This is a genomic window from Serratia sp. SSNIH1 (genome assembly GCF_002935055.1).
GTDB classification, from domain to species: Bacteria; Pseudomonadota; Gammaproteobacteria; order Enterobacterales; family Enterobacteriaceae; genus Serratia; species Serratia nevei.
This window is the reverse complement of record NZ_CP026383.1, coordinates 3,614,370-3,631,417: the sequence shown is the minus strand read 5'-3', so window position 1 is coordinate 3,631,417 and position 17,048 is coordinate 3,614,370. Positions and strand designations below refer to the sequence as shown.

Annotated in this window: 17 protein-coding genes; 3 read left to right on the top strand and 14 right to left on the bottom strand. The window is 57.2% G+C overall.

Annotation, left to right across the window (positions count from 1 at the left end):
• Position 1: 1 nt before the first annotated feature.
• From fliP to fliF, 11 genes are all read right to left on the bottom strand, one after another.
• A complete protein-coding gene (gene fliP / locus C3F38_RS17570; protein WP_025303257.1) occupies positions 2–763 on the bottom strand; it encodes a flagellar type III secretion system pore protein FliP in 762 nt (253 codons plus the stop codon).
• Positions 760–1,164: a flagellar biosynthetic protein FliO gene (fliO, locus tag C3F38_RS17565; RefSeq protein WP_038876866.1), complete on the bottom strand. Its 405-nt coding sequence runs from the start codon at positions 1,162–1,164 to the stop codon at positions 760–762. Before fliO ends, fliP begins: the two co-directional genes overlap by 4 nt.
• Complete coding sequence (fliN, locus tag C3F38_RS17560; protein WP_038876868.1) at positions 1,164–1,580, bottom strand: flagellar motor switch protein FliN; 417 nt, start codon at positions 1,578–1,580, stop codon at positions 1,164–1,166. Before fliN ends, fliO begins: the two co-directional genes overlap by 1 nt.
• Positions 1,573–2,577 carry a flagellar motor switch protein FliM gene (gene fliM, locus C3F38_RS17555; protein WP_025303254.1) on the bottom strand — a complete coding sequence of 335 codons (1,005 nt, stop codon included), beginning with the start codon at positions 2,575–2,577 and terminating at the stop codon, positions 1,573–1,575. The genes fliN and fliM overlap by 8 nt, the downstream gene beginning before the upstream one ends.
• A 5-nt stretch (positions 2,578–2,582) precedes the next feature.
• Positions 2,583–3,068 carry a flagellar basal body-associated protein FliL gene (gene fliL / locus C3F38_RS17550; RefSeq protein WP_004934797.1) on the bottom strand — a complete coding sequence of 162 codons (486 nt, stop codon included), beginning with the start codon at positions 3,066–3,068 and terminating at the stop codon, positions 2,583–2,585.
• Between the two features lie 438 nt (positions 3,069–3,506).
• Complete coding sequence (locus C3F38_RS17545; protein WP_038876877.1) at positions 3,507–4,739, bottom strand: flagellar hook-length control protein FliK; 1,233 nt, start codon at positions 4,737–4,739, stop codon at positions 3,507–3,509.
• On the bottom strand, positions 4,736–5,182 hold the full coding sequence (gene fliJ, locus C3F38_RS17540; RefSeq protein ID WP_033647768.1) for a flagellar export protein FliJ: 447 nt from the start codon (positions 5,180–5,182) through the stop codon (positions 4,736–4,738). Before fliJ ends, C3F38_RS17545 begins: the two co-directional genes overlap by 4 nt.
• A 21-nt stretch (positions 5,183–5,203) precedes the next feature.
• Positions 5,204–6,565: a flagellar protein export ATPase FliI gene (fliI, locus tag C3F38_RS17535; RefSeq protein WP_004934781.1), complete on the bottom strand. Its 1,362-nt coding sequence runs from the start codon at positions 6,563–6,565 to the stop codon at positions 5,204–5,206.
• Positions 6,565–7,269, bottom strand: a complete 705-nt coding sequence (gene fliH, locus C3F38_RS17530; protein WP_038876881.1) for a flagellar assembly protein FliH — start codon at positions 7,267–7,269, stop codon at positions 6,565–6,567. Before fliH ends, fliI begins: the two co-directional genes overlap by 1 nt.
• Positions 7,262–8,254, bottom strand: coding sequence for a flagellar motor switch protein FliG (gene fliG, locus C3F38_RS17525; RefSeq protein WP_033634975.1), 993 nt, complete (start codon positions 8,252–8,254; stop codon positions 7,262–7,264). The genes fliH and fliG overlap by 8 nt, the downstream gene beginning before the upstream one ends.
• A complete protein-coding gene (fliF, locus tag C3F38_RS17520) occupies positions 8,251–9,957 on the bottom strand; it encodes a flagellar basal-body MS-ring/collar protein FliF (protein ID WP_038876884.1) in 1,707 nt (568 codons plus the stop codon). The genes fliG and fliF overlap by 4 nt, the downstream gene beginning before the upstream one ends.
• 314 nt (positions 9,958–10,271) lie before the next feature.
• On the opposite strand from fliF, the gene fliE reads away from it, so the two are divergent.
• Both fliE and C3F38_RS17510 read left to right on the top strand, forming a co-directional pair.
• Complete coding sequence (gene fliE / locus C3F38_RS17515) at positions 10,272–10,586, top strand: flagellar hook-basal body complex protein FliE (RefSeq protein ID WP_025159836.1); 315 nt, start codon at positions 10,272–10,274, stop codon at positions 10,584–10,586.
• A gap of 607 nt (positions 10,587–11,193) precedes the next feature.
• Positions 11,194–12,189, top strand: a complete 996-nt coding sequence (locus tag C3F38_RS17510; protein ID WP_071934040.1) for an acyltransferase — start codon at positions 11,194–11,196, stop codon at positions 12,187–12,189.
• 193 nt (positions 12,190–12,382) lie between these two features.
• Here C3F38_RS17510 and C3F38_RS17505 read toward each other — a convergent pair whose 3' ends face one another.
• Positions 12,383–13,294, bottom strand: a complete 912-nt coding sequence (locus C3F38_RS17505; RefSeq protein WP_071934039.1) for an acyltransferase family protein — start codon at positions 13,292–13,294, stop codon at positions 12,383–12,385.
• 702 nt (positions 13,295–13,996) lie between these two features.
• Positions 13,997–14,596, bottom strand: a complete 600-nt coding sequence (locus C3F38_RS17500; protein ID WP_055316328.1) for an FMN-dependent NADH-azoreductase — start codon at positions 14,594–14,596, stop codon at positions 13,997–13,999.
• Between the two features lie 129 nt (positions 14,597–14,725).
• Between C3F38_RS17500 and C3F38_RS17495 the strand changes: the two genes are divergently transcribed.
• A complete protein-coding gene (locus tag C3F38_RS17495) occupies positions 14,726–15,655 on the top strand; it encodes a LysR family transcriptional regulator (protein WP_048234355.1) in 930 nt (309 codons plus the stop codon).
• 478 nt (positions 15,656–16,133) lie between these two features.
• Here the strand turns inward: C3F38_RS17495 and C3F38_RS17490 are convergent, their stop codons facing one another.
• Positions 16,134–16,994, bottom strand: coding sequence for a helix-turn-helix transcriptional regulator (locus C3F38_RS17490; protein WP_038882061.1), 861 nt, complete (start codon positions 16,992–16,994; stop codon positions 16,134–16,136).
• Between the last annotated feature and the right edge of the window lie 54 nt (positions 16,995–17,048).

Here is a 17,048-nt window from a genome sequence, read left to right as displayed (position 1 = left end):
GTTACGAATAGAAACTCTGCGCCAGCGAGCCGAGCAGCAGCTGCCAGCCATCGACCAGCACGAACAGCATCAGCTTGAACGGCAGCGAGATGGTGGCCGGCGGTACCATCATCATCCCCAGCGCCATCAGCACGCTGGCGACCACCAGGTCGATAATCAGGAACGGAATGAACACCGTAAAGCCGATCTGGAAGGCGGTTTTCAGTTCGCTGGTGACGTAGGCGGGCAGCAGGATGCGCATCGGCACCGCCTCCGGGCCGGCCAGCGGCGGCTGATTGGCCAGCCTGGCGTACAGCGCGAGATCGGTTTCGCGCGTTTGGCGCAGCATGAATTCGCGCAGCGGCTGTGCGCCTTTATCCAGCGCGACCTCCAGCCCGATCTTGTCCTGGCTGAACGGCAGGTAGGCGTCCTGATAGACCTTGTCGAACACCGGCGACATGATGAAGAAGGTCAGGAACAATGCCAGCCCCAGCATCACCTGATTCGGCGGCGCCGACGGGGTGCCCAGCGCGTTGCGCAGCAGCCCGAGCACGATGATGATGCGGGTAAAGCTGGTCATCATCAGCAGCATGGCGGGCAGGAAGGTCAGCGAGGTCAACAGCACCAGCGTCTGCACCGGCAGCGACCAGCTTTGGCCGCCGTTGGCCAGCGGCTGACTGATCAGCCCCGGCAGTTGCGCCAAAGCCGCCGGGCTGATGAACAGCAGGGCGGCAGGGAGCCAAACCGCCGGACGGCGGACGAGGGTATGAAGAGTCGAGGTCATGCCGATTTTTCCGGGCGTTTCAGAACTTTTTGCATCAGTTGGCGGAAGTCCGCCGGCGTCGCCGCATCGGCCGCACCTTCGTCTTTCGGCGGGGCGGGCAGGGTGTGCAGCGGGGTGATCTGCTGGGCGGTGACGCCCAATACCAGCAAGGTATCGTCGACTTCCACCACCACCACGCGCTCGCGCTGCCCGACCTGGCAACTGGCGCGCAGGTTGAGCAGCTTGTTGTTGCGCGCCTGCGGGGCGAAGCCCAGCCGGCGGAACAGCCAACCGGCCAGCAGGATCAGCAGCAGAATGCCGCCGAGCGCGCTGCTGACCTGCATCAACACCGAACCGGCCGGCAAGGCCGGCGCGGCGGGTGGTTGAGTACTTTGGACGGTAACGGGCGCCGCGACGGTCATCAGCGGCTCAGTCGACGCATGCGTTCGGACGGGGTGATGATGTCGGTGATGCGCACGCCGAACTTGTCGGCCACCACCACCACTTCACCTTGTGCGATCAGGTAACCGTTGATCAGGATGTCCAGCGGCTCGCCGGCCAGGCCGTCCAGCGCCACCACCGAGCCTTGCGACAGGCGCAGCAGCTCTTTGATGGTCATCTTGGTGCGCCCCAGTTCCACGGTCAGCTTGACCGGAATATCCAGGATCAGGTCGATATCCTGCAGGCTGCCGAGCGCATCCTGAGCTTCCAGCGACTTGAACACCCCTTCGGTGCTTGCGCCGGATTTCTCTGTCGACTGTTGCTCGTTAAACGCATCAGCCCACAGATCGTCTACGGATTCCTTTCCTTCGCCAGACGGTTGCTTAGGATCACTCATTGGGCTGTTCCTCACTCAGAGCATTCAAAATAGGGTTAATCAAATGTTCAACACGCAGGGCATATTGCCCGTTCAACGTGCCGTATTGGCTGGTCAGAACCGGTACGCCGTCCACATGGGCGATCAGGCGTTCCGGCTTGTCTATCGGTAATACATCGCCCGGCTGCAGCTTCAGGACTTTCGACAGCCGCATCGGGATATCGACGAAGTTGGCGATCAGCTCCAGTTCGGAGTGTTGCACCTGCTTCACCAGGGTTTCGCGCCAGTGGCTGTCTTCCTGCCGCGAATTTTCCAGCGGCGGGTTGGTCAACAGCTCGCGCAGCGGTTCGATCATCGCGAACGGAATGCAGATGTTGAACTCGCCGGTCAGCGCGCCGATCTCCACCTGGAACGGCGTGGTGACCACGATGTCGTTCGGCGAGGTGGTGATGTTGGTGAACTTCACCTGCATTTCGGCGCGCACGTACTCTACGTCGATCTTGTAGATGGCGCTCCAGGCGTCGCCGTAGGCGTCCAGCGCCAGGCGCAGCATGCGCTTGATCACCCGCTGTTCGGTCGGGGTGAACTCGCGGCCTTCGACCTTGGTCGGGAAGCGGCCGTCGCCGCCGAACAGGTTATCGACGGCGATGAACACCAGGCTCGGCGCGAACACGAACAGGGCGGTGCCGCGCAGCGGGTTCAGATGCACCAGGTTCAGGTTGGTCGGCACCGGCAGGTTGCGGGCGAACTCGTGATACGGCTGGATTTTGATCGGGCCGACGGTAATGTCCGGGCTGCGGCGCAGCAGGTTGAACAACCCCATGCGGAACTGCCGGGCAAAACGTTCGTTGATGATTTCCAGCGCGTGCAGACGCTCGCGCACCACGCGGCGCTGGGTGTTCGGATCGTAAGGCTTGACCTCGCTCTCTTTGCCGACTATCGCTTCGGGTTCATCACCCGCGCTGTCGCCGTTGAGCAAGGCGTCGATCTCTGCCTGTGAAAGAATGCTATCGCCCATAGTGATTACCGCAGTATGAAGGCGGTGAACAGCACGTCGCTGACCACCTGCTTCGGTTGTCCCTTAACCAGCGGCGGGCTGAGCACGTCCTTAATCTGCGCCACCAACTGTTGCTTCCCTTGTTCATTGGCCAGCTGGCTCGCTTCCTGACGGGAGAGCAGCATCAGCAGACGGCTGCGCACTTCCGGCAGAAAATCGTTCAGCTGGCGGCGGGTACTTTCGTCCGGCAGACGCAGCGTGAGGCCGATGTACAGCACGCGATCCGGGTTGTTGTCCGGCGTCACCAGGTTGACGGTAAAGGTGTCGAGCGGCATAAACACCGGCGCGGCCGGCGGTTGCTGTTTGGCGGCGGCCGGTTCGGCACCGTTTTTATGCTGTTGCAGCAGCCACCAGCTGTAGCCCGCGGCGCCACAGGCGACGACGCTGATCAAGACCAGCAGGATGACCAGAAGGGGGCGTTTCGGTGCTGCCGGAAGGGAGTTCTGAGACATAGCCAAATCTAATTCCTGTTGTTATACCCGTCGTCTTTCAAGCCGCAGCGTTGTTGGCTGCACGCACTTACCCCAGTCACTTACTTGAGTAAGCTCCTGGGGACTCATGCGCTGGCCGCCTAGCTGCAACTTGAAATCCATAGGGCATATATACTTGATATTTCAAGCTGCAACCGAGTATCTCGCGGATATCGGGTACATAGCGCGTATAAAAGCCGCACGCACGACATAATTTACCCAAAATAATTGGGGCTGCATCGCGGCGGCAAATTTGTAAGTCCCCAGGAGCATAGGTAACTATGTGACTGGGGCGCGCAAATGCAGCCAACAAAGATGCAGCTTCAAGTATGACGGGTAAAGGTATTATCGCGTCTATTGCGGCGTGCAATAGCCTGAATAGACGCGCAAATGGGTGCCAGCTTGGGCGTTTGCGGCGGCTTAGGCGAAAATATCGACGCCGTTGACCGCGCTGGCCATACGCTGCAGCGCCGCCGGTGCGCTGACGCCCTCGGCGGCTGCACCGTCACCGCCATGATGTTCAGCATAGCTGGAACGCCCCTGGCCGTTGGAAGCCTGCTGTTGCGCCTGCTGCTGCCATTGCGGGGTGGACTCGCCGCCCACGCTGCTCTGCCCCAGGTTGATACCGCTCTCCGCCAGCGCGTGCCGCAGCTGCGGCATCGCCGCTTCCACCGCCGCACGCACCTGGCCGTGAGCGGAGGCGATGTGCAGCTGCGCCTGCTGATCGTCTAGTTTCAGCGTGATCTGCAGGGCGCCCAGTTCCTGCGGGTGCAGGCGCAGCTCGGCGCTTTGCTGGCCGTTGCGGTGGAACATCAGCACCTGTTGGTTCAACGCCTGCTGCCACTCCGGGCTGCCCAGCTGCGCGTTGAGCTGCGGCGCAGGCGGTGCGGTCACCAGTGCGCTGGCAGGAGCGGCCGTTTGCGTTGGGCTGGCGGCGGCCAGGGCGACGGCGTGGTTGAGCGTCGGTGGCTGCTGCGCATCGCTCGCCGGCAGCGGTTGTGCGGTGCTTGCACGTTCGCCGTTGGTCGGTTGCGGGAGCGCCGCCTTGGCATTATCGCCGTCGGTAGCCGACGTTTTCGCCCCTGTCAGCGACGGAGCGGGGGATGCCGATGAACGCGCGGCGGTTTTATCACCGGCCGCCGCGATGTTCAGCAGGCCATTGCCGGGCTGCAGCGCAGTCGCTTCGTCAGCGCTATCCACCGGCAGCGAGCGTTGGCCTTCGGCCGGTTGCGCCTGGGCGACGATCGCGGCCGGCAGCATGGCGTACAGCGCCTGCAGCGTTGCGGCATCCAGCTCTTTGGCGGCGGCGATCGGCGGCTGCGCCGGTTTGTCGCCGGCGGCGGGCGCTTCGCCCTCGGCGCCCTCAGCTGAAAGCGCGTCGGCTGAGACGGTCTGGCCCGGCAGCAGGCCGCCGCGCTCGCCGAAGGTGGCCAGCAGTTGATTGAGCTGGTTGCGGCTCAGGGCCGGGGCGCGTTCTTCGTCCGCGCTCAGCGCGACCGGCGGCTGTTTGCCGTCGGCGGCGGGCGCGAAACGAGCGCCGAGCAGCTGGGCGAAAGCGGACGACAGCTGGCTCTCATCCAGCGCCGACGTCAGTTCGGCCAGGCCGCCGGCGTCGCCGGGTAAGGCCAGGCCGGGCAGGGCGTTCAGATTCATGGGTTGATATTCCTTTGTGCACTGCGTTGAGCGAACTCATCCATCAGTTTTTGATCCCGTTTGTTCTCCTGCTGCTGCTCCGCCGTCAGAGCGCGGGTATGCAGGGTCTCGAAAGCGTTCAGCCGCTGTTGTTTGTCTTGCCATTGCTTCACCGCATGATCCACTTTCTGCCCCCACTGCAGCAGCTGCTGGCGGTGTTGGTCGATGGCCTGTTCCAGCGTGCCGATAAACTGCTGGTAGTTTTGCCAGCGTGAGCTGTCCATGCCGTCGCAGAGCGTATGATTCAGCTTCTGGCGGTATTCGTCCTGATAGTTGAGCAGCATCGACAGCTGCTGCTCTGCCGCCTGCTGCGCCTGCCGTACCTGACCCAGCTGTTGTGCGGCCTGTTCCACCGCATCCTGCGCCAGATCTCGCAGGGTAATCAGGGGAGATTGTGATTTCATCGCTGTGCGCCTCTGGTGACGTTAAACAATCAACTGCTGCAGCTGTTGACAGGCTTCATCATAGCCGCTGCGTTCAAAGATGCCCTGTTGCAGGTAAGCTTCCATCTGCGGATACAGCGTCATCGCCTTGTCCAGCAACGGATCGCTGCCCGCCGCGTAGGCGCCGACGCTGATCAGATCGCGGTTGCGCTGATAGCTGGCCAGCATCTGTTTGAAGGTGCGCACCCGGCGGTAATGCTCTTCGTCGATCAGCGACGTCATGGCGCGGCTGATTGACGCTTCGATGTCGATCGCCGGGTAGTGACCGGCTTCCGCCAGGCGCCGGGACAGCACCACGTGGCCATCGAGAATTGCGCGCGCCGAGTCGGCGATCGGGTCTTGCTGATCGTCCCCTTCGGTCAACACGGTGTAGAAGGCGGTGATGGAACCGCCGCCGCTGATGCCGTTGCCCGCGCGTTCCACCAGCGCAGGCAGCTTGGCGAAGACCGAAGGCGGATAGCCTTTGGTCGCCGGCGGCTCGCCGATGGCCAGGGCGATCTCACGCTGCGCCATGGCGTAGCGGGTGAGGGAATCCATGATCAGCAACACATGCTGCCCGCGATCGCGGAAATCTTCGGCGATGCGGGTGGCGTAGGCCGCCCCCTGCATGCGCAGCAGCGGCGACACGTCCGCCGGCGCGGCGATCACCACCGAGCGCGCCCGGCCTTCGGCGCCGAGAATGTTCTCGATAAAGTCTTTGACCTCGCGGCCACGCTCGCCGATCAGGCCAACGACGATCACATCCGCCTGGGTATAACGGGCCATCATGCCGAGCAGCACGCTCTTGCCGACGCCGGAGCCGGCGAACAGGCCCATACGCTGGCCGCGGCCGACGGTCAGCAGTCCGTTGATGGTGCGCACCCCCACGTCCAGCACCTGCTCGATCGGCGTGCGCTGCAAGGGGTTGAACGGCGCGGTGATCAGCGGCGCGCGGTAACCGGTTTCCGGTGAAGGCAGGCCGTCGAGCGGTTTGGCGCTGCCGTCCAGCACCCGCCCCAACAGCGCCGGGCCGAGCGGCAGCTGTTTGCCGGCGCTTTGGCCTTCCGGCGCGATGCGGGCGTAAACCCGCGCGCCCGGCACGATGCCTTCCACTTCTTCCAGCGGCATCAGGAATAGCCGCTGGCCGTTGAAGCCGACCACTTCGCTTTCCACTTCCTGCACCTCACCGGCGTCGTGCCGTTCGATGAGGCAGGTCGCGCCGAGCGGCAGCTGCAGGCCGGTGGCCTCCAGCACCAGCCCGGTAGCGCGGGTCAGGCGACCGTAGCGGCGCACCGTCGGCGCGCGCGCGATGCGTTTTTCCAGCGTATCCAGAGAGCTCAGCCAGCGGCCGAGACGCGCGGTCATCAGACTTCTCCCGGTGCCGCCAGGCGGCACAGTTCATGCCAGCGCGTCGCCAGGCTGGCGTCGAGATCGCCTTCCTCGGCGCTGACCTTGCAGCCGCCCGGGTGCAGCTCGCCGTCCGCCAGCAGGCGCCAGCCGTGCAGGCTGAGGGTGACCCCCAGCTGCTGCTCGACGCGCGGGTAGTCGTCCGGGTGCACCCGCAGCTGCGGCTTGCCGTTGAACATCGGTTCCTGTTGGATCAGCTGTTGGATCTGCGCCAGCAGGGCAGTGCCGTCGCACACCGGCGGCTGGCCCAGCACCTGTTTGGCGGCGGTCAGTGCCAGCTGCATCAGCCGCGAAGCGATCACGCTGTCGAGCGCGTCCAGCGTGTGCTGGAATTCGGTGACCAGCTGCTGCCAGTGGGCGGTCAGCGGCTGCTGCTGCTGTTGCGCTTCCAGCAGCCCTTGCTGGCGGCCTTCTTCCAGTCCGGACTGAAAACCGGCCTCATAGCCTTTTTGCTGGCCGTCGGCATAGCCCAACTGCTGGCCCTGTTGCTCCGCCTGCAGGCGCAGCGTCGCCAACTGCTGCTGCAATTCGGCCTGTGCGTCCGGCGACGGATCGTCAAGCTCGAGATCCGGCAACTGCGGCAGTTCGACAGCCGGTTTCTGTTCGCCCAGGTCGTTGAGCGACCAGGGCTGCCAGGGCAGGGTGTTAATGCGATCAGACATAGGTGTCCTCGCCGCCGCCGATGATCATTTCGCCGCTTTCCGCCAGGCGTCTTACCACCAGCAGGATGGCTTTCTGCTCGTTCTCCACCTGCGACATGCGCACCGGCCCACGGTTGGCCAGATCGTCGCGCAGGATGTCGGCAGCGCGTTGCGACATGTTCTTGAGGAACTTCTCGCGCAGCGGCTGCTCGGCGCCTTTCAACGCAATCAGCAGCGACTCGCCTTCCACTTCCTGCAGCAGGCGTTGGATACTGCGATCGTCGACCTCCACCAGGTTTTCGAACAGGAACATCTCGTCGATGATCTTCTGCGCCAGCTCGCCGTCGTATTCGCGCATCGCGTCGATGACCGCTTCTTCCTGCTGGGTTTTCATCAGGTTGATGATCTCGGCGGCGGTGCGCACCCCGCCCATTTTGCTGCGCTTGAGGTTCTGGCCGTCGAGCAGATTGTTCAGCACTTCGGTCAACTCCGCCAACGCCGCCGGCTGTACGCCGCCGAAGGTGGCGATACGCAGCATCACGTCGTTGCGCAGGCGTTCGTCGAACAGGGCCAGGATATCTGCCGCCTGGCCGCGTTTGAGGTGCACCAGAATGGTGGCGATGATCTGCGGGTGTTCGTCGCGGATCAGATCGGCAGCGCTCTGCGGCTCCATAAAGTTGAGCGTTTCCATGCCGGTGGTGGTCTCGCGCGATTCGAGAATGTCTTCCAGCAGGCTGGCGGCGCGCTCTTCGCCCAGCGCTTTGACCAGCACCGAACGCAGGTAGTCGCTGGCGTTGACGCTCAGCGCCGCGTATTGCTCGGCGTCGTCTTCAAACTCGGTCAGTATTTCGCCGAGCTGTTTGTGCGAAACCTGGCTCATGCCGGCCATGGTGCCGCTCAGCAGCTGTACTTCGCGCGAGGAGAGGTGTTTGAACACCTCCGCCGCGCGATCTTCACCCAGCGTCATCAGCAGGATGGCGCTTTTGTCGGTTCCGGTCAGGCTCATATCTCGTTACTCATCCATTGGCGGATTACCAGAGCGACCACGCGTGGGTCTTTGTCAGCCAGATCGCGGATCCGCTGGCTCTGGACTTCTGCGCTGACGCGCTGCTGCGATTTACGACGCTGCGCCAGCTCCTCGTTGCTCGGTTTGCTGCTGTCGACCGGTTTGGCGGCAGGGGCGTTGGCGGCGGCGGCGGCGGCCTGTTGCGCCGCCTGGCGCTGTTGCAGCTGCGGCCGCACCAGTTTGCGCCACAGCAGCCAGGCCACCAGCAGCACCAGCAGATAGCGGCCCGCGTCGAGCAGACGATCGATAAACGACTGGCTTTGCCAGAACGGCAGTTCGCCACCGGTCACCTGACTGTCGGTAAACGGCGTGTTGACCACGTTCAGGGTATCGCCACGGCTGCTGGAGTAACCCATCGCTTCACGCACCAGCGCTTCGATCTGCGCCAGCTGCTCTTTGCTCATCGGCTGCGGTTTGCCGTCTTTATCGGTGCCCAGATAGTTGACGACCACGGCGACCGACAAACGCTGCACGGTGCCGGCTTTTTGCTGGGTATGGCGAATGGTGCGGTCGAGCTCGTAGTTGGTGGTCGCGTCGCGACGGGTATTTTGCGGTACGCCGCTGGCCGCCGCGCTGCGGGTGGTCGCGGCGTTTTGCGCGGTGGCGTTGGCGTTGGCATTGTTGCCTGGCGCGATGGCCGGCTTGGCGGTTTCAATCGGCGCCGTGGCCGGCGCGCTCGGCTGATTGGACAGTGCGCCCGGCACGCCGCCTACCTGTGGCCCGCCGATCTGCTCGCTCAGGCTGGTTTGCTGAGAGCGGATAGCGGCTTTGTCAGGCTGTTGGTTAGGTTGGTACTGTTCATCGGTTTGTTCGCGAGTGGCGAAGTCGATCTGCGCCGTGACCTGCGCGCGCACGTTGGCGCTGCCGACCACCGGGGCGAGGATCGCTTCGATGCGGCGCTGGAAGCCGTTTTCCACTTCGTTGGCGTATTTCAGCTGCGAGGCGTTGAGATCGCGCCCGGTGCCGTCGGACTGCGTCAGCAGACGGCCAGCCTGATCGACCACGGTCACGTTGCCCGGCGGCAGGCCGGCGACGCTGCTCGACACCATATAAACGATGGCGTTGATCTGGCCATCGTCCAGCGCACGGCCGGGTTGCAGGGTCAGCGTTACCGACGCGGAAGGGGATTTTTGTTCGCGCACGAACAGCGAAGGTTTAGGCAGCGCCAGGTGAACGCGGGCGTTTTGCACCGGCCCCAGCGATTCGATAGTGCGCGACAGCTCGCCCTCGAGGGCACGCTGATAGTTGATCTGCTCGCTGAACTGGCTGATGCCGAATTTTTCCTGATCCAGCAGTTCGAAGCCGACGGCGCCGCCTTTCGGCAGCCCTTGCTGCGCCAGGCGCAGGCGGGTTTCATGCACCTTTTCCGCCGGGATCAGCAGCGCTGCGCCATTTTCGGCAAAGCGGTAAGGGATATTCATCTGCGTCAGCTGGGTGACGATGGCGCCACCGTCGCGGTCGTTCAGATTGCTGTACAGCACGCGGTAGTCGGGACTTTTCACCCACAACAGCAGCGCGACGACGATCGCGATCGCGGCGGAAGCGGCGACCAGCAACGGAATTTTCGGGTTGGCGCGCAGACGATTCCAGATGGCCTGCAGGCCGTTGTCGCGGCTTTCGCCGGCGGTTATCGAAGCACTCATTTTAGGTCTCGTCCTTCAATGGCGCTCACGATCCCGTACGGGCCGCTGAGCAGCTCCCTGCCAGGCTGATGAACGGTATGGTTAGCGTTGTGTGACAAAACAGACTCCCTGATACACATATCTTCTAAATAGCGGCGCTCCCATTTCTGGGCAGGCCATTATTCGCCTTGTCAGACGATTCTGATTGCCCGATAAGCCGGGTTTTTTGCAGTTAATTAGCCGCTTTAGGTCTGAAAACGCTGTGCTAGGGTGTGCATCATTGGAGAAGTGCAGGGTGAAACGTCACCCGGCGAGACGAGATGATTGAGGATCAGATGGCGATTCAGGGCATTGAAGGGGTACTGCAGCAGATGCAGACCATGGCGGTTCAGGCCGGCAAAATGGGGCAGAATGCGGCGCCACAGGGCGTCAGCTTCGCCAGCGAACTGACCGCGGCGCTCGGCAAGATCAGCGAGACCCAGCAAACGGCGCGCAAGCAGGCGCAGGATTTCGAACTGGGCGTGCCGGGCATCAGCCTGAACGATGTGATGGTCGATCTGCAGAAATCGTCGGTCTCTTTGCAGCTGGGCGTGCAGGTGCGCAACAAGCTGGTGGCGGCCTACCAAGATATTATGAATATGCCGGTGTGACGGGGGACATGACGATTCGGTCAACTTGAATCCACCGTTCAACAGTTTATTGATACCTGCATGAGGGAGAAGGTACAGCTCGGTGGGATCACCATGGATACTTTTGCTTCCCATCTTAGTCGTTACCTCACTCAGCCAAGGCTCAAATCGCGTTCATCACCAAACTCATGATGAACGCTACACCTGACTACTGGCTTTAAGCGGTGGCTAGATTAAGGAATGAGGTTAGCCTGGTCGTGCACATCTGGAGGGCGATTGCATCGTATTTGAAATGTGAGCAGGTTGATGGCTGCCCGTTATGTTTGTTAATTCAAGCATTCTTTATCGGTCGTCTAAATCGCTCTCATTCTTAATCGTTTACTATTTTGGCTATGAGGTATCATACTAATCCTATATTGCCATTTCATCGTATTAATGCCAGGGCAGTCATTTGGCATAGCCTCTCTCCTATCCCGCTGAATAATATTGTTTTTTTTTAGCGATATTCCCATCGGCATGAGAATGGTTGCCACCACATAGTTAGCGCAGTTGCAAATATTTACATTGAAAAAAGGTGGTATATACTCATATTCTTAGTAATATCAATAGTACAAGGTTTTTTACTAAAATGATAAATAATATACAATTACTTAGGGCTCTGGCTGTTTTAATGGTAATAGCAAACCATTCATCAGGTTTGGTCTATAAATATGGTTTCAATGCTGATGGCTTTTTACAGGTTGGACATTGGGGGGCATGTGGGGTTGATATATTCTTTGTGATATCTGGTTATATCATGGCGATGATTGACAAAGTGAAAAGTAAAACGCCTGCAAGTTTTATCAAAGATAGGTTTGTCAGGATTGTTCCTGTTTATTGGATCTTTACCTTGTTAATGATATTCATGCAGGCTGTTTATCCGGAGGCCTTTAGAGAAGGTTTATTCACGAATGAGCAGAATATTTCATCGATGCTTTTTATTAGCTATCTGTTAGGTTATGACTATCCAACCATATATGTTGGTTGGAGTCTTGAGCTTGAAATGACTTTCTATGCGATTTTTGCACTGTGCCTTTTTATTAGAAACCAATTCATAAAAATATCTTTGTTGGTTGCGCTTATTTTTATTCTGTCCTTTTTGGGATTCATGAGACCAGTAGCGGTAGAATTCTCATTCGGTATCCTGTTGTATTACTTGGTCAATGGGTTGAAGATAGAGAATAAACTCAGCGCTTTTTGGTTTATCCCTTTGATTGTGACCCTAGTTACCATGCTTATGATTAGCGATATGCCGATAGATCTTGTCTCTTGGAGTAGACCATTAGTTATCGGGATTATATCATTTGCTATGGTTGCTTTTTCAATTGCTTGTGTTGATCTTCGTAAAGGTTTTTTTACATACATCGGCGATGCATCCTATTCTATTTATCTGGTTCAGGTTTTCTCACTGCCAATTATAATGAAGCTTTCAGTAAAACTTTTACATGGCATGGATGGGATATATGCATTTATGATCTCAATTATATTCACCGTTCTCAGTGGGGTGATTTTTCATGAGTGTGTTGAAAAAAATATTATTAATCTGGTAAAGAGAAAACCTCTGAAATTTTTTAACTTTGGCTAGCATCTTATTGACATTCGAGTTGAGACTGTCGCTAATTAATGGGGCTGTGCTATAGCATGCTACTAGGGATATCACAGAGGGTGTCGGTAGCAGGAGAGGCGCCATGCATCGCTCCATGGCGTAAATTTCTTACAGCGAATTCGCGCACTCGCGAACTAAATAGGCTTCTACTTAGTTCGCGACAAATAGGGGGTTAGAACATGTTTTTCTCTTTCATCTTCTCTATGACGATGGCGAAGGTAAAGGCAAAGACAAGGGTTGCAGTAGAGATAACCAGACCACCCGTATACCCTGCAAATTTGAACATCATTTCGCAGATTGGGTGGTAAAAGTAAACTCTCCCAGAAACTTTTTCTTCGAATGATAATGCCATATTTTTAAAGAATATAAAGAGTACTGGTGCTGTGAGCATCAATGTGACATATAAATCCCGCGCCATGTTATCTTTCGTCTCCGCGAGTGCGAAAATTATAACTTCAGTTAACAATGCCACGATGGAAATAGCCAGCAATGGCAATGAAACCTTTAAATTCTCATTCTTCCTAATATAAATCCCTATCAGCATGAAAGGTACGGCGAATGTTAATGCGTTCCTGTAAAGGTATAGCTTTCTGTTTAACTTTTCAAATATATCGCCGTCGAGTAAAAGATAAGAATTTTGAATAAAATAAGACAAAATAAATAGAAGGGTGGATGTTATTAATAATAATCCGATTTTATTGCGCATGATATAAATAATAACGGAGGCGACGATGAGTGATGACAAATACCATAGGTGATACCATCCAATGACGATGTTATAGGTCAGTGTTTTCATTATCCCATAGGGTGATGACAAATCAAGCCAGAGTGGTAAAAATAGCATCAAGAGAAAGGTATAAATAACAAATAGCTTTTTTAATTTAGAAATGAATTGTTCTTTATCGAAGCTAAAAAAATACCCATTCATCACAAAAAACAAAGGGACTGCTATTCTAAATATACCGTTCGAAGTGATTGAGTTTATGAATGGATAATTTATAAAAGGCCTAGTGTGAATTAATACAACAAAAACACACAAGATAACCTGTAACAAACAGAGGCCACCGATTTTTTGTTTTTGCATTTTATACCCTTCAGATATGTGGTTTCATAAGGCAGGAAGTGAAACAATAGCGATATAGATAGCCTATTTTTTAATGATTAACAAGTTAGGCGTGGTGTTCTGTCCTGAATTAAGATAAATCACACGGTATTGATTCCATGCTGCCCAGGCTATGATGGAGAGTGAAAAAGGAGGGTAGACAGACTTCTACGGTGAGAGTCAAAGGAGATTTGTATGTTATCTGTGCGATCATAATAAATTCGATAGTGTGTTAACATTTCTATAGTGAATGTTTTTCTCCGAATAGCGCAAGAGCTCCGACCAATGTGTTAATTGGCACATTGATATGAGTTGTTTTTCGGTACCAATAACAACCGGTCCTAATTGCCATTATGTCGAGTGGCCACTGAGAGCGGCGGTTTAGCGAGCGCTTTTCAAAAGAATAGTGCTGACATGAGTGTTTCTATTTTCAAATGTATGATGTCGAAACTTGAAGGTGTGGCAATACTGGCCGTTTTTTTAGGCGTTGTAAACTGAAAGAACGAGTGGTCATTTTAATCATGTTCTCTTCGTCGTATTTTCAGCAGCATTTATGGCCCAATACCGCTGGAGATGGGGGGAATGGTTTTATCTCAAGTGCAGCTAAAATGGCCGCTCTGACCTGGTATGTATCAGAGCGGTCACTCGCGGATACTGCGTCAATGGGGACTCGACGCGGCGACTTTAGTCCGCCAATTCCGCAATCCGTTCGTGAGCGTTCGCCAGTCCCTGCGCGAGGCCATGCGGTTTCATATCCAGCCCTTCGGCATAGATAAACTGCACGTCGCCGATCCCCATCAGCCCCAGCACCGACCGCAGGTAGGGCGTTACGGCGTCGGTCGGCTGGCCGGCGTGTACGCCGCCGCGTGAACTGAATACCAGCGCATTGACGCCCTCGACCAACCCGACCGGGTAGGTGGCGGTATAGTTGAACGTTACCCGGGCGCGGGCCACCAGATCGAACCAGTTTTTCAGCTGGGTCGGTACGTTGAGGTTGTACATTGGCGCCCCGATCAGCAGCAGATCGCTCCTTTTCAGTTCGGCAATCAGCCGATCGGACAGCGCCACCGCCGCTTGGGCGCGTGGGCTGGTGTTTTCCGCGCCGCGCAGCGCACTGAACAGCTCGCCGTCCAATACCGGCAGATCCAACGCCGTCAGGTCGTGCTCGACGATCTTATCTTCGTGTCCTTTGGCCCGACGTTCCGCCAGATAGCGGTCAATCAGGTTATTGGTCTGCGAGTCATTTCCCATAATGCTGGATTTGAGCACCAGTATTTTTTTCATGTGGTTGTCCTCTGACGGTCATCTGTGGTTTTCACCGGTAATTCCGGAATGACTGCAGGTTATCATTGCTTGGTGTTCACCAGTGGTGATAGGTTTTCACTTAATTGATTCCAATTTGGAAACTATAAAATGAAAAGCGATCTCAGCGCGCTGCCGGCTTTTGTCGCCGTGGCGGAAGGCGGCAGTTTTGCCGCCGCCGCAGAAAAACTGCATCTGACGCGCTCCGCGGTCAGCAAAATCGTGTCGCGGCTGGAGGCGCGGCTCGGCGTGATGTTGTTTATGCGCACTACGCGCAGCCTGAGCCTGACGGATGAGGGGGCACTGTACTACGAGCACTGCCGGCAGGCGTTGGCGAACATACAGGCGGCGGAAAATCAGCTGGACAGCGGCAAGATGCAGGTCAGCGGCCGGCTCAGGGTCTCGGTGCCGGTGTTGTTCGGCCACCTGTGCATCGCCCCCTTGCTGACGGCGCTGGCGAATGAGCATCCGTTGCTGACGCTGGAAATCTCGTTCAGCGACCGCAGGATCGATCTGGTCGACGAAGGGGTCGATCTGGCGGTACGCATCGGCGAGCTGGCGGACAGCGGCAGTCTGGTTGCCCGGCGCCTGGGGGAACACGGCATGCTCCTGTGCGCTTCGCCCGACTACCTGCGGCGCAGCGGTGAGCCGAGCACGATGGACGCGTTAAGCCGCCATCAGGCGGTGGGGTATCTGCACGCGGGCGCGGTGTTGCCCTGGCAACTTCGCGGCGAAAACGGCGAGCTGCAGCCGTTCAGGCCACCGGCCAAGATGATGATGGATGACATGCAGGGGATCGTCGATGCCGTTTCCGCCGGTGCCGGTATTGCCTGGCTGCCGGAGTGGCTGGTACGCGATCGGCTGGCGGCGGGGACGTTGGTGGAGATCATGCGCGGTGAGTCCAGCCTCAGTTTTCCGGTGAATGTGGTATGGCCCTATATGCCTTACCAGCCGCTCAAGGTGAGACTGGCGGTGGACAAACTGGTGGCGGAGCTGCCGGGGAAATTGGCGCTTGCGGCGCCGTCGGTATCACAACGCTAAGGGCCGGAGCCGCAACCGACAGGAAATGGGCGCTAATGTACCGAATAGAGGGACGAAAACGGTGCTGTCAGGCTTATTGAATGCCCAGATGACCCTTTATTATGGCCTGATTAGTAGGGTTATTATTCGAGGTAGGTCAATGAGCACGAAAAGCGAATCCAGATGGCGTCTGATCAGTATTTTAATGCTGACGGTACTCGTCGTATTAATTGGCATTCTGGTTAAACTGGACTGAAGTCTGACCAGGCGATAAAAGCCTGGCCATTTTATTGTGCGGCAAGTAAGCGCATCATGTCTTCTTCATACAGCAATGCTAAAAGCCACAGCCCCAACAACATTATTGCCAGAGAAAATAATCGCTTTTCATTAAGCATCGTTTAATTTGCTCTTCGGCGGTTCGACGTTGCGTAGCCTATCTCAGCGTTGTGACAACTGTTAGGGACCTGTGCCAAATAAAGCCATTTTGTTGCGCGTTTATTTATGTTTCTCCGGCGGCTATTGCTTCGGCCCCCAGGGGGCCAGGTTCCATAATCCTTTGGTGGCCGCGAATGGCGGTCGGCGCAAAGCCGAAGCGCTTGCGAAAACGTTCGGCGAAACGCGACGCGCTTTCATAGCCGACATGTTGTGCGATGGCGGATATCGGCCAGTCGGTGGATTGCAGCAGGGCCAGCGCACTGCTCATGCGCACGTCGATCATCAGGTTGCGCAACGCGGTATTTTCCATCGACAGTTTGCGGCGCAGCATCACTTCACTCATCGACAGGCTCTCCGCGACTTTGGCTGCGGTCCAAATGCTGTGCGGATCGGTTGCCAGGCAGCGGCGCACGCGCTGCGTCAGGTCTTTGGCTTCGTTGTGGATGAAGCGAATGCCGAACTGGGCCAGCCACAGCAGAATTTCCAGCATTTTGTGCCGCACGATGATGGTGGGAAAACGCTGCCGGAGCGCCAGCGCCAGGCTGGTGGTCTCAAAGCTGTGCTTCAGGGCGCAGGGTAGATTGCGCAGCGCCAGGACGGCATCGAACGGCATCGGCGCCGGCGTTTCCTCGGCCGGAGGCTGAAAAGTGAGCAGCAGAGGGTCGCAGGTCAGCAACTGACAGCTGAACACGCCCTCTTCGGAGGGGCCGTTAATAATATCCACCGTTTGCCCCCCGTCGATAATCAACAGCTCGCCGGGATGAGCCACCACTTCGTGTTGTTGCCAGCGTACGCGCTTATGGCCTTGTTGTATCAGATACAGATGTGGTTGCTCAAAATAAACTGAAGGGAATAATAATTCAGTATGCTGAACGATGTGCGCTGAGGCACCAATTCCTGGACAGAGATTAATTGTACGTTCCATCGATATTCATTTCGCAGCCATTATCTGGGAATATCTTTACGCTTTGATCCGCGT